Below are 16,550 nucleotides of genomic sequence, written 5' to 3' on the forward strand. Positions count from 1 at the left end.
GTACCGCCGCGTGCACCGACATTGTTCATCGGGTTCACGCAGGCCGCGTTACTCGACCCTGCTGGTGGCAGGGCTGTCGATCCCCCGCGGAGGGACCGGTCACGCGCGCTTCCCCAAAGGAGTATTCAGTCCTGCGGGCGGGAGGGCCACTCCGGGCCGCTCACCAGGTGCTCATCGGGCGGTGGCGGCCCCCGGTACGGCGACGACGGTCAGACCCGACCAGCGCGCGGGGACGGGCAGCCCGTCCACCACGAGGGCGGTGAGATCGTCCAGTTCCGCGGGGTCCGGCCCGTCGAGCCGGGACCGGTCCGCGAACAGGTGGGTGACCCATTCGTCGGCGAGGGTCTCGGCGAGATCGGCTCCGGCGTCCGCCAGGACCATTGACGCCCCGACGCCGCCGGCGGCGATCGGTTCGATGAGCGCGAAGGGGTGATCCGCCAAACCAGACCAGTAGGTGCGTGATTCGAAGGTGAGCTCGGACTCGGCCCGCACCCGATCCACTATCGCCGCGACCTCGTCGTAGCTCAGCGACGCCCGGCCCGGCGCCGCGAAGGCGGTGTCATCGCCGCGCAGCGCACGAATGCGGTGCGCGTAGGTGACCGGCCGGGCCGATTCGGTGGCGACCTCGGCGGCCACCGCGGGATCGTCCAGGGCGAGCCAGTCGATGCCGGGCACGGCGACCGGTTTCCCGGTGGTCAGGCCCACCTTCACATCCAGTCCGCTGGGCGGCAGCCGGTCCAGACCGGCCAGCGGCACGACTGCCGCACCGGTCTTGAGCACGGCCCAGGTGGCCACGGCCAGGTCGGCTCCCCGCTCCAGCCGCACGGCGACGCCGGTGCCGGGCCCGCACCCTCGCCCGATCAGGAACCGGGCCAGCCGCGAGGAGCGGGCGTCGAGGTCGCGGTAGGACTCCGTCTCCTCACCCCGGACCAGGGCGGGACCATCGGGATCGTCCTCGACCGCGGCGGACAGCGACTGCGGCAGCGCCGTGCCGTGCGCGGTGGCGGTCACCGCCGGGACGGGCACGGGCAGCGCCCGGGCGCGGGCGCGCTCGGCCGGGCTCAGCAGGTCGATGTCGCCCACCGGCATATGCGGATCGGCGGCCACCGCGGCCAGGATGCGCACCAGGCGCGCGCCCAGGACCTCGATGGTGGACTCGTCGAAAAGCTCGGTGGCATAGGAGAAGACGACGGCGAGGTCACCGGGGGCGCCGTCCGCCGCGAGCGGCCCGGCCTCGACGCCGATCTGCAGGTCGAACTTGGCGGCCTCCAGCGCCGCGTCCACCCCGGAGACCGACAGCGCTCCGCCTCCCCGCGCTTCGGGCAGCTCGAGCTCGGCCACCTCGTTGTGCTGCAGCGCCAGCACCACCTGCAGCAGCGGATCGGCCTGGCCGCGGCCGGGCGCGACCGCCTCCACCACGCGCTCGAACGGCACGTCCGCGTGGGCGAAGGCCGATAGATCGGTTTCGCGGGCGGCGGCCACCAGATCGTCGAAGGAGGCGGCGGGATCGACCGTGGTGCGCAGGGTGAGGGTATTGACGAACATGCCGACCAGGCCGTCGAGCACCTGCTCGCCGCGGCCCGCGATCGGGGTGCCGACGACGATGTCCGGGCTACCCGACTGCCGCGCCAGCAGGACCCCGACGGCCGCGTGCATCACCATGAACAGTGACGCATTGTGGCGGCGCGCAATGCGATTCAACTCGGCGTGGATCTCGGCGGGCACCACGTAGTCGACCAGCGCGCCCGCCATGGACGGCGCCGGCGGGCGGGGCCGGTCCAGCGGCAGTAGCGGCCGCGCGGGCAGACCGGCGAGCTGTCCGCGCCAGTAGTCCACCTGCGCTGCGGCGACGGAGTTCTCGTCGGTGTCCGAGCCGATCACCGCGTGCTGCCACAGCGCGAAGTCCGCGTATTGCACGGGCAGCGGCGCCCAGCCGGGCGTCTCGCCCGCGGCGCGCGCCGTGTAGGCGATCATGAGATCGCGGGCCAGCGGCGCGAAGGAGGCGCCGTCCGCGGCGATGTGATGGGCGACCAGGATCAGCAGGTAGTCGTCGGGCGCGTCCCCGGTGAGCAGTCGCATGCGCACCGGAACCTGGTGCGCGACATCGAATCCGGCGTAGATGAGCTCCTGCACTCGCGCGCCGATGTCGCGGGCGCGCTCCATCTCGAGACCACCCGCCAGCGCCTCCGCGACCGAGAGCACCTCCTGATAGGGAGCGCCGCCGGGACCCGATTCCGGGTAACGGGTACGGAGCACCTCATGACGGGTCAGGACGTCCTCCGCGGCCCGTGCCAGCGCGGGCACGTCGAGGGTGCCGGTGAGGCGGATGACCATCGGAATGTTGTAGGCCGGGGACTCCGGGTCCAGCTGATTGAGCACCCACATGCGCTGCTGCGCAAGGGAAAGCGGGACGCGCGCCGGCCGCTCCCCCGCCACCAGCGGCGGACGCGCACCCGTCGCGGTGCCCGGCACGATCCGGGCGGCCAGACCGGAAACCGTTGCGGTCTCGAAGAGTTCGCGCACCGAGACGGTGGCTTCCAGCGCTTCATTGATCCGCGAGACCGCCCGGGTGGCGATGAGCGAGTTGCCGCCCAGTTCGAAGAAGTCGTCGTCCGCACCGACCCGGTCCGCGCCGAGCAGATCCGTGAAGACGCCCGCCACGATCTCTTCGATCGGGGTCGAAGGCGCGCGGAATCGCCGGGGCTCGAACACCGGGGCGGGCAGTGCCCGGCGGTCCAGCTTGCCGGAGGCATTGAGCGGGAAGGCATCCATCACCGCGATCGAGGAGGGCACCATGTAGGCCGGAAGCAGCTGTGTCAGAGCGGCTCTCACCAGCGTGGGATCGACCTCCGCGGCGGGGTCGCGGGCCACGTAGCCGACCAGCTGCTCACCGCCCTGCGCGTCGGCGCGCACCACCACGACCGACTGCGCCACGCCGGGCTGGGCCAGCAGCGCCGCCTCGATCTCGCCCAGTTCGATGCGCAGGCCGCGCAGCTTCACCTGGAAGTCGGTGCGGCCCAGGTATTCCAGTTCGCCGTCGGCACGCCACTTCACGAGATCGCCGGTCCGGTACATGCGCGCCCCGTGACCGAACGGGTCGGCGACGAACCGTTCGGCGGTCAGGTCCGGGCGGGCCACATAGCCGATGGCCAGCTGGTCACCGGCGAGATACAGTTCGCCCGCGACACCGGGGGCGACCGGCCGCAAGCGCGAATCCAGCACGTAGAGAGCGGTATTGAAGACCGGACGGCCGATTGGCACCGACACCGTATCGGCATCGGTCACCTCGTGATAGGTGACGTCGACCGCGGCCTCGGTCGGACCGTAGAGATTGTGCAGGCGGGCGGTGGTCAGCTCCCGTAGGCGCTGCGCCGTCGGCGCGGGTAGTGCCTCACCCGAGGCGAACACTGTAGTTAATTTGCCTCCGCTGCGCTCCGGCGGGTTCGCGGCGCTGGAGGTCTCGATTCTTCCCCCCTCCGCTCCTCCGCTTCGCTCCCCCGCTCCGCTCAGTCCAGAACGCGACGCGCCGCGAACCAATGGGTTGCTCTCACCCAGTGCCGCGAGGAATACCGCGAGCATGGACGGCACGAAATGCACAGTGGTGACGCCCTGTTCTGCGATCACCCGGGCCAGGTACACCGGATCGCGGTGCCCGTCCGGGGTGGCGAGCACCAGTCGCGCGCCGGTCTGCAAGGGCCAGAAGAACTCCCACACCGACACGTCGAAGGTGGCCGGAGTCTTCTGCAGCACCACATCCGCGTAGGTCAGGCGGTACTGCGCCTGCATCCAGACCAGCCGATTGACGATGGCGGCGTGGCTGACGGCCACACCCTTGGGCCGCCCGGTCGAGCCCGAGGTGAACAGGACATAGGCGGGGTGCCCCGGCCGCAGCGGACGGGTCCGTTCGGCGTCCGAGATCGGCCCGCTCGCCCACCGGGTCCGCGCCCGCTCCTCGGCCTCCTCGACGAAGAGGGCGGGAATGGCCCTGCCGTTGCCGAAGCCGTCGCGCCAGGTGGTCAGCACCAGCCGCGGCCCGGCGGTGCCGAGAATGTGCTCATTGCGGTCGAGCGGCTGTTCGGGGTCCAGCGGCAGGTAGGCGGCGCCGGTCATGAGGACCGCGTACATGGCCACCACCAGGTCGGTGGAGCGCCGGATGGCCAGGGCCACCGAGGTTTCCGGCCCGACCCCGTGACTGTCGATGAGTTCGCGGGCCAGCCGGCGGGCGCGGTCGGCCAACTCCCGATAGGTGAGGCGCTCGTCCGCGCAGACCAGTGCCACGGCGTCCGGAGTTTTGGCGACCTGCGCCTCGAACATCGAGATCAGGGTCGGCGCACTGCCGTTCGGCAGGCCGGCCGCGGCGGTGACATCGAAGCCGGTGGCGTTCCACTCGGTCAGGACGCGCTGGCGCTCCTCGGCCGCGAGCAGGTCGAGATCCCCGACGGGTGCGCCCGGGTCGGCCGCGACCAGTTCCAGCACGCGGGCGAAGCGGCGGGCGAAGGACGCGATGGTCGGCTCGTCGAAAAGGTCCAGCGCATAGGAGAATTCGGCCGCCATGCCGGTGCCGTCGCCGCGCTCGTCCACCGTCTCCTGCACGGTCAGCTGCAGGTCGAACTTGGCGAAGGGCACCTCGAGGTCGGTGCCGGAGACGGTGAGCCCGGGTAGCCGGAATTCGGCGGGCGCCAGGTTCTGGAACGAGAGCATCACCTGGAACAGCGGATTGCGCGCCTGCGAGCGGGCGGGGTCGAGCAGGTCCACCAGTCGTTCGAAGGGCACGTCGGCGTGGCCGAAGGCGCGCACGTCGGTGTCGCGCACCAGGTCCAGCAGGTCGGCGAACCCGGCGGCGGGATCGACGTCGGTGCGCAGCACGAGGGTATTGACGAACATGCCGATGAGGTCGTCCAATTCGGCCTCGCCGCGCCCGGCCACCGGCGTGCCCACGGCAATGTCCCGGGTGCCGGACAGCCGAGCCAGCAGGACCGCCAGCGCCGTGTGCACGACCATGAAGGTGGTGCCGTTGTGGCCGCGGGCCAGCCGGCGCACGGCGGCGTACACGTCGTCGGCGAGTTCGAACCGGTAGGTGCCGCCGCGATACGAGGCGACCGGCGGGCGTGGGCGATCCGACGGCAGCACCAGTTCGTCGGGTAGTTCGGCCAGCGTCTCGCGCCAGAAGGCGATCTGCCGGGCCAGCGCGGAGTTCGCGTCGTCCTCGGGGCCGAGTGCCGTGCGCTGCCACAGGGTGTAGTCGGCGTACTGCACCGGCAGCGGAGCCCAGTGCGGCGCGGCCCCGGAACTGCGGGATACGTACGCGGTCACCAGGTCCCGGGTGAGCGGGCCCATCGAGAACCCGTCGGCGGTGATGTGGTGCACCACGCCGACCAGCACCTGCTCACCGGGCCCGAGACGCAGCACCCGCAACCGGATGGGCGGGGCGGCGGTGACGTCGAAGCCCGTCCCGCCCAGTGCCATCACCCGCGTGGTCAGCTCTGCGGTATCGATGTCCTCGACCGGCAGGTCGGGTATCGCACGGGGATCGGTGAGCGGCAGCACCTGCTGATAGCCCTCGCCGTCCACCTCCGGATAGACGGTGCGCAGCACCTCGTGCCGCTCGACCAGGTCCCGGACGGCGGCGCGCATCGCCTCGAGGTCGAGTTCGCCCGAGAGCCGCACCGCGAGCGGCACATTGTCGACCGCGCTGTCGGGTGCGAAACGATTGAGGAACCACATGCGCTGCTGCGCGTAGGACAGCGGCACGCGATCGGGCCGAGGCCCGGATACCAATGCGGGGGCGGTGTTTCCGGTCGCCTCCCCGGCCAGCAGCGCGGCCAGGTCGGCGACGGTGGACGCCTCGAAGAGCACGCGGACCGGAACCCGCAGGCCCAGCGCCGTGCCGACACGGGCCACGGCCTGGGTGGCCAGCAGCGAGTTGCCGCCCAGTTCGAAGAAGTCGTCGTCGGAGCCGACGCGCAGCGGTTCGGCGCCGGGAGGGGTGAGCAGGCCGGAGAAGACCTCCGCGACAGCGGATTCGGCGGCGGTGGCGGGCTCGCGGAAGGCCCGGGTGGTGAAGACCGGCTCCGGCAGCCGCTCGCGGTCGACCTTGCCGACCGGGGTCAGCGGGATCTCGTCGAGCACCATGATGGCGGCGGGAACCATGTACGCGGGCAGGGATTCTCCCGCGAAGGCCGCCAATTCCGCGGTGTCCAAGGCGGTTCCGGGGCTCGGCAGCACATAGGTGACCAGGGCGGCGGCGCCGGTGGGCAGGGTGGTGCCCAGGGTGACCGCGAAGTCCACGCCGGGGTGCGCGGTGAGGGCGCTGTCGATCTCGCCGAGTTCGATGCGCAGACCGCGGATCTTGACCTGGAAGTCGGTGCGGCCGTGGTGTTCGAAGTTCCCGTTCTCCAGGCGTTTGACCAGGTCGCCGGTCCGATACAGCCGCTGCCCGGGTTCGCCGTAGGGTCCGGCGACGAAGCGTTCCGCGGTCAGCACGGGCCGGTTGAGATAGCCCGCGGCCAGTGCCGGCCCGGCCAGATAGAGTTCGCCGATCACGCCGGGCGGCACCGGCCGCAGGCCCGCGTCCAGCACGTACGCGCCGATGCCGGGCAGCAGGGTGCCGATGTGCGTGCCACCGCCGAGGGGCAGCGCCGCGGTACCGGTGGACAGCGCGGTGACCTCGGTCGGGCCGTATTCGATATGGAAGCCGCGGTCGGGGGTGATCCAGCGGTCCACGAGGGCGGGCGGCACCCGCTCGCCGCCGCACATGATGGCGCGCAGGTCCTGGGGGACAGCCGGATCGAGCGATTCCAGCACCGCCGGCGTGATGCAGATGTGGGTGATCCGCTCGCGGCGGAGCAGCTCGGACAGCTCGTGTCCACCGAACACGTCCGGCGGCACCACGACCAGGGTGGCGCCCGCGGTGAAGGCGTACAGCATCTCCACGATGGAGAAGTCGAAGCTCGGGGTGGTGAGCTGGGTGATGCGGGAATCCTCCGTCACCGCACGGCTTTCCCGGCGGGCGGCCAGCCCGGCCAGCCCGGAGTGGGTGATGGCCACGCCCTTGGGCTTGCCGGTCGAGCCCGAGGTGTAGATGACGTAGGCCAGGTGCTGCTCGGTCAGCGGCCGGGTGCGGTCGGCATAGGAGATCGGGTGCGCGGGCCGGGCCGCGATGCGCTCGGCCCGGGTGGGATCGTCGAGTTCGATCCAGTAGGCGGCGGTCCCCAGCCCGGCCCGGTGGGTCGCCAGGGTGACACCGAATTTCGCGCCGGAGTCGGTGAGCATGTGCTCGATCCGGTCGCCCGGATAGGTCGGGTCGACCGGCAGATAGGTGGCGCCGGTCTTCACGATGGCCCACATGGCCAGCACCGATTCCACCGAGCGCGCGATGGCCATGGCCACCACGTCACCTGGGCCGATGCCCAGGGCGATGAGTTCGCGCGCCACCCGCGAGGACTGCTCGTCGAGCTCCCGATAGGTGAGTTCGCGCTGGTCGGAAGGGTTTCCGGTGGGATTGAAGCTGATGGCGACGGCATCGCCGGCGGATTCGACTGCCGCGGTGAGCAGCTGACCGAAGAAGGGGCTGCCGGACCGGCGGCGTCTGCTCCCACGGACTGATCTACGAGTTGTATCCATCCGTGTTGTCCACCTCACACGTCCAGCCAGCCACACACGTCGAATTTCTTCGACAGCCCGGGCCGACAAGGCCGACGCGCCCGGGCGAACCGGCACAGCATAGCCGCGCACAGCAGCTACGGCGGCTCGAACTGGAGGGACTATCGGCGGCCCGGCCCCGGCGTTGCACCATGTGACCTGCACCATAGCGATTGCTGTTCGCTACTACTCGCGCCGCCGGGAGGTGGCTCCGGCGGCGCGAGCACGGCCCGCTAGCGCACGGCTACTCGGGCAGGACCAGCACGGCGGCGTCCGTCCAGCGTTCGGCGGCCGTCGTCGGCGCGTCGAGCACCACGGCCCGAAGATCCTCGAGCGGAACGGGATTCAGCTCGCCGAGGCGAACGTGGTCGGCGAAGACGTGGGTGACCCACTCGTCGCCCAGCGCTTCCGAGAGATCCGGTCCGGCCGAATCTCCCAGCACCGCTGAATCCACCAGAACCACGGAGGCTCCGACCGCGCCGGCCGCGACCACTTCGATCAGGGTCAGCGCCGAATCGGCCGCACCGTGGTGGAAGGTGCGCGACTCGAAGGTCAGGTCGAGGGCGCGGGCCCGGTCCACCGCGGCGGCCAGGCCGTCGTAGGTGAGGGTCCGGTCCAGCGCCGCGTGGGCGATATCGGTGCCGCTCAGTGCGCGAATCCGGTTGGCGTAGGTGACCGGTCGCGCCGATTCGGCGGCGATCTCGGCCGCCGTCTCGGGGTCGTCGAGCGACAGCCATTCGATGCCGCGCACGCTGCCGGGCGCAGTGCCGACGGTGATGCCGACCTTCACATCCCGGCCCGGGACTTCCGCGGCGGCGAAGGGCACCACCATGGTTCCCGCCTTCAGCACCGCCCACAGCGCGACCACCTGGTCGACGCCGCGGTCCAGGCGCAGCACCACACCGGTACCTGGGCCGCTGCCGCGGGCGATGAGCACCCGGGCCAGCCGGGAGGAGCGGGCGTCGAGTTCCTGATAGGTCAGTGCCTCGTCGCCCCACACCAGCGCCGGGCCGTCCGGGTCGTCCTCGGCGGCGGTGGTGAGCACCTGGGCCAGGGCCGCACCACGCACGCCGACTCCGGCGGGTTCCGGCGCCGGCTGCGACAGTGCCTGCACCGCAGCAGATTCCGCGGCGTCCAGCAACACGATGTCACCGACCGGAAGCTGCGGATCCGCGGCGACCGAGGTGAGCACGCGCTCGAGGGCCCGGCCGAAGGACGCCATGGACGCTGCCTCGAACAGCTCGGTGTCGTAGTTGAGGATCACGGCCAGCTCACCCGCCGCGCCCGCCACGCCGGGGCGGGGTTCCACACTGATCTGCAGATCGAACTTGGCCGTCGCCAGCTCGGTGTCGACCGCCGCCACCGTCAGCGCTCCGCCTCCCCGCGCTTCCGGCAGCTCCAGCACCGGGGTCTCGGTGTTCTGCAGCGAAAGCACCACCTGCAGGAGCGGATTCGCCGCGGCCCGGCCGGGCGCGGCGAGTTCGGCGACCCGTTCGAACGGCACGTCCGCGTGGGCAAAGGCCGACAGGTCGGTCTCGCGGGCCCGCTCGACCAGCTCGTCGAACGATGCGGCCGCGTCGACCCGGGTGCGCAGAGTGAGGGTATTGACGAACATGCCGACCAGATCGTCGAGCGCGCGCTCGCCGCGCCCGGCGACCGCCGTACCCAGGACGATGTCGGCGTTGCCCGACAGCCGCGACAGCCAGGCCGCCACCGCCGCATGCACCACCATGAACAGCGACGCATTGTGGTTGCGCGCCAGGCGATTCAGCCCCGCGTGCACCTCGGCGGGCAGGGTGAAGTCGAGCAGCGCGCCGCGCATGGCGGCCGCCGCCGGGCGCGGCCGGTCCAACGGCAGGATCGGGCGGTCCGCCAGACCGGCCAGCTGCTCACGCCAGAACGCGACCTGCGTGGCGGCGGGCGAGTCCGCGTCGTCCTCGACGCCGACGGCCGCCCGCTGCCACACCGCGTAGTCGGCGTACTGCACCGGCAGCGGCGCCCACGCCGGGGCCTCGCCGGCGGAGTGCGCGAGGTAGGCGGTCGTCAGATCGCGGGCCAGCGGGGCCATGGAGGCGCCGTCGGCCGCGATGTGGTGGGCCACCAGGACCAGCAGGTAGTCGTCCGGATCGTCGCCGGTGATCAGGCGCACCCGCACCGGAACCCGCTGGGCCACATCGAATCCGGTGCCGATCAGCTCGGCGACCCGGCCGCCGATATCGCCGGACCGCTCCACCTCAAGGCCGTGCGGCAGCACATCGGCGACCGAGAGGATTTCCTGGTAGGCCGGTGCGCCCGGCGCCGATTCGGGGTAACGCGTACGCAGCACCTCGTGGCGGGTCAGCACATCCTCGACGGCGTGCCGCAGCGCGGGCACATCGAGTGCACCGGTCAGGCGGATGACCATCGGAATGTTGTAGGCCGGGGACTCCGGATCCAGCTGATTGAGCACCCACATGCGCTGCTGTGCAAGGGAAAGCGGGACCCGCGCCGGGCGTTCTCCGGCCACCAGCGGCGGACGCGCGCCCGTCGCGGCTCCCGGCACGATACGCGCCGCCAACCCGGAAACCGTTGCGGTCTCGAAGAGTTCGCGCACGGCCACATTGGCGTCGAGGGCGGCGTTGATGCGGGCCACCGCGCGGGTGGCGATGAGCGAGTTGCCGCCCAGTTCGAAGAAGTCGTCGTCCGCGCCCACCCGGTCCGCGCCGAGCAGTTCGGCGAAGACATCGGCCACGCTCTCCTCGATCGGGGTCGAGGGCGCGCGGAAGGTCTTGGCCTCGAACACCGGGGCCGGGAGCGCCTTGCGGTCCAGCTTGCCGGAGGCATTGAGCGGGAACGCGTCGAGCACCACGATGGCATTGGGTACCATGTAGGCCGGAAGCGTCCGGGCCAGAACGGCTTTCAGCTCCTCGGCGGTGGCCTCGGCGCTCACCGCGTAGCCGACCAGCTGGTCACCGGTGTGCGCGTCCGCGCGCACCACCACGACCGACTGTGCGACACCCGGCTGCGCCAGCAGTGCCGCCTCGATCTCACCGAGTTCGATGCGCAGACCGCGCAGCTTCACCTGGAAGTCGGTGCGGCCCAGGTACTCCAGCTCACCCGCGGCATCCCACTTCACGAGATCGCCTGTGCGGTAGAGGCGTTCACCCGTACCGAACGGATCGGCCACGAAGCGATCGGCGGTCAGGTCGGGCCGCTCGACGTAGCCGCGCGCCAGCTGCACACCGGCGAGATACAGCTCGCCCGCGACACCGATGGGCACCGGGTTCAAACGTGAATCCAGCACGTAGACACGGGTATTGAAGACGGGGCGGCCGATCGGCACCGACACCGTGTCGGCAGCGGTCACCTCGTGATAGGTGACGTCGACCGCGGCCTCGGTCGGACCGTAGAGGTTGTGCAGCCGTGCACCGGTCAGCTCCCGCAGCTGCCGCGCGGTGGGCGCGGGCAACGCCTCACCGGAGGCGAACACTGTGTTCAATTTGCCTCCGCTTCGCTCCGGCGGGTTCGCGGCGCTGGAGGTCGCGTTCTTCCCTCCCTCCGCTCCTCCGCTTCGCTCCCCCGCTCCGCTCAGTCCAGAACGCGACGCGCCGCGAACCAATGGGTTGCTCTCACCCAGTGCCGCGACGAAGGCGGAGAGCATGGACGGCACGAAATGGGCAGTGGTGACACCCTGTTCCGCGATGATCTGCGCCAGGTACACCGGATCGCGATGCCCGTCCGGCTTGGCGACCACCAGGCGCGCACCGGTCTGCAAGGGCCAGAAGAACTCCCACACCGACACGTCGAAGGTGGCCGGAGTCTTCTGCAGCACCACGTCTTCCGCGGTCAGCGCGTACTCGTGCTGCATCCACACCAGGCGGTTCACGATGGCCCGGTGCTCGACGGCGACGCCCTTGGGGCGGCCGGTCGAGCCGGAGGTGAAGATGACATAGGCGGTGTGCTCCGGCAGCAGCGGCCGGACGCGCTCGGCGTCGGTGATCGGCGCGCCGCTGTGCGACCGCGCCGCAACCTCCGCCCGCTCCACCGTGACTGTCGCGACATCGCGTGCGCCGGCATCGAATTCGTCCCGCTCGGCGGTGAGCAGCAAACGCGGGCGCGCGGTGTCGAGAATGTGGCCGATGCGATCGAGCGGCTGGTCCGGGTCCAGCGGCACGTACGCGGCGCCGGCCTGCAGCACCGCGTACATGGCCACGACCAGTTCGGTCGAGCGCCGCAGGGCCAGCGCCACCAGGGATTCCGGCCCCGCGCCCTCGGCGATGAGCAGCCGTGCCAGGCGATTGGCCCGTTCGGACAGCTCGCGATAGGTGAGGGTCTCGTCCGCGAAGCTCAGCGCGACGGCGTCCGGGGTGGCCGCCGCCTGCGCCTCGAACCGCGAAACCAGGGTCGCCGCGGCGCCTTCCGGCAGTGTCGCCGCCACGTCGAAGGCGGTGGCGTTCCAGTCGCCCAGCACCCGCTGCCGCTCTCCCGCGGAGAACAGCGCGAGATCGCCGACCGGAGCGGCCGGGGCGGCGGTCACCGCGGCGAGCACCCGCTGGAAGCGGGCGGCCAGCTCGGCGACCGTGGCCGCGTCGAACAGGTCCAGGGCGTAGGAGAATTCGGCGGCCAGCCCGGTGGCGTCGCCGTGCTCGTCGTACGACTCCTGCATGGTGAGCTGCAGGTCGAACCTGGCGAACGGGATCTCGAGGTCCGCGCCGGCCACCGTGAGCCCGGGGAGTTCCAGGCGGGTGGGCGCCATGTTCTGGAAGGTCAGCATGACCTGGAACAGCGGATTGCGGGCCTGCGAGCGGGCGGGGTCCAGCAGTTCCACCAGGCGCTCGAACGGCACGTCGGCGTGGCCGAAGGCGCGCACGTCGGTCTCGCGTACCCGTGCCACCAGGTCCGCGAAGGAGGCGGCCGGGTCGATGTCGGTGCGCAGCACCAGGGTGTTGACGAACATGCCGATGAGGTCGTCGAGTTCGGCCTCGCCGCGGCCGGCCACCGGCGTGCCGATGGCGATGTCGCGGGTGCCGGAGAGCCGGGCCAGCAGCACGGCCAGCGCCGAGTGCACCACCATGAACAGGGTGGTGTTGTGCGTCTCGGCGAAATGCCGGGCGGCCGCGTAGATCTCGTCGTCGATGCGGAAGGCGTGGGTGCCGCCGCGGTAGGAGGCGACGGCGGGCCGCGGCCGATCCCAGGGCAGCACCAGCTCGTCGGGCAGGTCCGCGAGGGTGTCGCGCCAGTAGGCGATCTGGCGGGACAGCGCCGAGGCCGGGTCGTTCTCGCTGCCCAGCGATTCTCGTTGCCACACCGCGTAATCGGCGTACTGCACCGGCAGCGGGGCCCACTGCGGGGCGGCGCCGCGCATGCGCTCGGCGTAGGCGGAGACCAGGTCGCGGGCCAGCACGCCGATCGAAACACCGTCGGCGGCAATGTGATAGATCGCGGCCACCAGCACGTGCTCGTCGGGTGTGAGCCGCAGCAGGCACAGCCGCAGCGGCGGCGCGGCGGTGACGTCGAAGCCGGCGCCGACCACCTCGGCCACCCGGGCCGGGATCTCGGCGGCGTCGATGTCGACGACCGGCAGTTCGGGCAGCGCCCGCGGATCGCCGGCGGGCAACACCAGTTGGTAACCCTCGCCGTCGACCTCCGGGTAGATGGTGCGCAGGACCTCGTGGCGCGCAACCAGATCCGCGGCCGCGGCGCGCATGGCGTCCACATCGAGGGTGCCGGACAGTCGCACCGCGAGCGGCATATTGTCGACCGCGCTGTTCGGGTCGAAGCGGTTGAGGAACCACATGCGCTGCTGTGCGAACGACAGCGGCACCCGGTTCGGGCGCGGTAGCGAGCCGAGCGCCGGTCCGGCAGCGGCCGGGGCCGATTCGCCGTCGAGCCGCCGGGCCAGCTCGGCCACGGTCGAGCCCTCGAACAGCATATGGACCGGGACCCGCACACCGAGTGCGGTGCCGATGCGCGCGGCGGCCTGCGCGGCCAGCAGCGAGTTGCCGCCTAATTCGAAGAAGTCGTCGTCCGCACCCACCCGCGCGTCCGGGTTGTCCGGAATCAGCAAGGCGGCGAACACTTCCGCGACGATCTCCTCGGCGCGGGTGGCGGGGGCCCGGAACTCGCGGGCCGCGAAAACCGGTTCCGGCAGGGCATTCCGGTCCAGCTTGCCGACCGGGGTCAGCGGAATCTCGTCCAGCACCAGCAGCACGGCGGGCACCATGTAGGCGGGCAGCGATTCGCCGACGTGCGCCGCCAGCGCCGCGGTGTCCAGGGTCGCGCCCGGCCGCGGCAGCACGTACGACACCAACGCGGTCGCGCCGGAGGGCAGCGTCTTGCCCAGTGTCGCAGCGAAATCCACGTCGGGGTGCGCGCTCAGCGCATTATCGATCTCGCCCAGTTCGATGCGCAGGCCGCGGATCTTGACCTGGAAGTCGGAGCGGCCCAGATACTCGATGACGCCCAGGTTGTCGGATTCGGCGGGGGCGCGGCGCACCAGGTCGCCGGTGCGGTACAGGCGCGCGCCCGGCGTGCCCGCGGCCTCGCCGAACGGACTCGCCACGAAGCGTTCCGAGGTCAGCCCCGGCCGGCCCTTGTAACCCTGCGCCAGCGCCGGACCCGACAGGTACAGCTCGCCGACCACGCCGTCCGGCACCGGCCGCAAGCGCGAATCCAGCACGTACGCACCGACACCCGGGATCGCCGAGCCGATGGTGATCGGCTCGCCGGGCAGCAGCGGGGCGCTCGAGGTGGCGAGAATGGTCGCCTCGGTCGGGCCGTAGCCGTTGTAGAAGGAGCGTTCGGCGGTCGCCCAGCGCGACACCAGTTCCGGGCCGAACTTGTCACCCGCGACCACCACGGTGGTCAGCTCGGTCAGCCCGGCCGGATCCACCGATTCCAGTGCGCCCGGGGTGATCAGCACATGGGTGACGGCCTCACGGCCCAGCAGCTCGGCCAGTTCCACGCCGCCGAAGACCCCGGCCGGTGCGATGACGAGGGTCGCACCGGCGGTGAAGGTCAGCAGCAGTTCCAGCACCGAGACGTCGAAGCTCGGCGAACAGACGTGCAGCACACGCGAATCCGCGGTGACGGCGTAGTGCTCCCGCTCGGCGGCCACCAGCCCGGCCAGGCCGGTGTGGGTGACCACCACGCCCTTGGGCTTCCCGGTCGACCCGGAGGTGTAGATGACATAGGCCGGATGCTGCTCGGTGAGCGTGCCCGGCCGGTCGGCGTAGGAGATGGGGTGATCCGGGTGCGCGGCGATGCGCTGCGCGTGTGCCGGATCGTCCAGTTCGATCCACTCGGCTGCGGTGCCCAGCGCGGCGCGGTACTCCCGCGTCGTCAAGCCCAGCACCGCGCCGGAATCAGTGAGCAGGTGTTCGATGCGATCGGGCGGATAGGCCGGATCGACCGGCACGTAGGCAGCGCCCGTCTTGGCGATGGCCCAGACCGACAGCACCGATTCGATGGAGCGGGTGATGCCGATCGCGACCATGTCGCCGGGGCCGACGCCGCGGCCGATCAGTTCCCGGGCGAGCTGCGAGGACCCGGCATCGAGTTCGCGGTAGCTGATCTCGCGCTGGTCGGCCGGGTTTCCGGTGGGATTGAACCGGATGGCGATGTCGTCGGCGGCGGACTCGACCGCGGCGGTGAGCAACTGCCCGAAGAGTGGGCTGCCGGACCGACGCCGACGATTACCGCGAGCTGTACGGCGGGCAGTATCCATTCGCGTGCATTCACCTCTCGGGTTCATCTTTTCCGCAGGCCGAAGACACTCGGCCCGACCCACGAAAAAAGGGCGTCTTGTTCCCTGGACGCCAACGGGTGAGCGGATCAATCAATCATATCGATGCTCGCGCGCGGCCTCGAGCAGCCCGAGCACAGTGACTATCGCTGAGCAGCGGTGATTGTTGCTATGAAGTGACTTGCGCCACAGTGGTTCACAGCCAGCCGCGGCGTGTCGCCTGCACCCCGGCCTGAAACCGCGTGCTGGCGCCCAGGCGCTCGAGCAGACTCGCGGTGCGGCGCACCACCGTTCGGCGCGAGAGGCCGAGCCGGCGGGCGATGGTGTCGTCGGTGGCGCCCATGCTCATCAGGGTCAGGATCGCCTTGTCGCGCTCGTCGAGGGCTTCGGCAGGGTTCACCGAGATCGGCGTGGCCATCAGCCACAGCGAGTCGAACGTCTTGACCAGCAGGTCCAGCGTGGGCGACGGGCCGACGCGCACGCCCATGGGGTCGCCACGGCGCTCGTCGGTGTGCAGCACCAGCACCGCGCGCCGATCATCGGCGACGATCAGCTTCATGGGCGGATCGGGCAGCGTACGCGCCTGCGCCCCAATCGCATTGGTGGCCAGGACATGGCGCAGCCGCTCCGGGTCCTGGTAGATGGTCTCCTGGTACAGGGTGCGGTAACCGATGCCCGTGGTGATGCGGGAGGACTTCAGCTCGAACATCCGCTCCTCGGTCTCGACATCCGAGAGGAACGGGCCGCGCTCCACCACCTTCACGCAGGCGTGCGCGGTGTGCTGCAGGTCCTCGAAATCGGCCAGCAACTGGCGACGTTCATAGACCGCCACCACCGCGCCGTCGGCATCGGTGGTGCGGCGCACCGAGCGGAAGGTCTCGCCCAGGCGCGCGGCGGCCGACTGCATGCGCAGCATGTCCTGATTGCGGCGGCGAGTCTCGGCCTCCGACAAGGCTTCCGGCGCATGCGCGTCGAACCGCACCACGCCCTTGCCGTCGGTGAGGCGCACCGCGGCCTCGAGCTGGCACAGCGCCTCCAGCGCGGCCTCGGCCACGCGCGGCGGGATGGTCAGCCGCTCGGCCACCTCGAGCACGGTCGAGCGCGGGTGCTGCACGAGCACCGCGTAAGAGCGGCCGGGCACGGAGGCCGGGTCGAAGAGATCGTCCAGTGTCGTCACCGCACCCAC

The 16,550-nt window shown here is 71.1% G+C and carries 3 protein-coding genes; all 3 read right to left on the bottom strand.

Annotated features, from left to right (window positions below):
- Positions 1-171 precede the first annotated feature (171 nt).
- Positions 172-7,623, bottom strand: a complete 7,452-nt coding sequence (locus ACIRRA_RS00870; RefSeq protein WP_402761305.1) for an amino acid adenylation domain-containing protein — start codon at positions 7,621-7,623, stop codon at positions 172-174.
- 262 nt (positions 7,624-7,885) lie between these two features.
- Positions 7,886-15,346, bottom strand: a complete 7,461-nt coding sequence (locus ACIRRA_RS00875; protein WP_402761308.1) for an amino acid adenylation domain-containing protein — start codon at positions 15,344-15,346, stop codon at positions 7,886-7,888.
- Between the two features lie 214 nt (positions 15,347-15,560).
- Entirely contained in the window at positions 15,561-16,541 is a 981-nt protein-coding gene (locus ACIRRA_RS00880) for a LuxR C-terminal-related transcriptional regulator (RefSeq protein ID WP_402761311.1), read from the bottom strand.
- Between the last annotated feature and the right edge of the window lie 9 nt (positions 16,542-16,550).

It is taken from the genome of Nocardia sp. NPDC101769 (genome assembly GCF_044766925.1).
Classification (GTDB): domain Bacteria; phylum Actinomycetota; class Actinomycetes; order Mycobacteriales; family Mycobacteriaceae; genus Nocardia.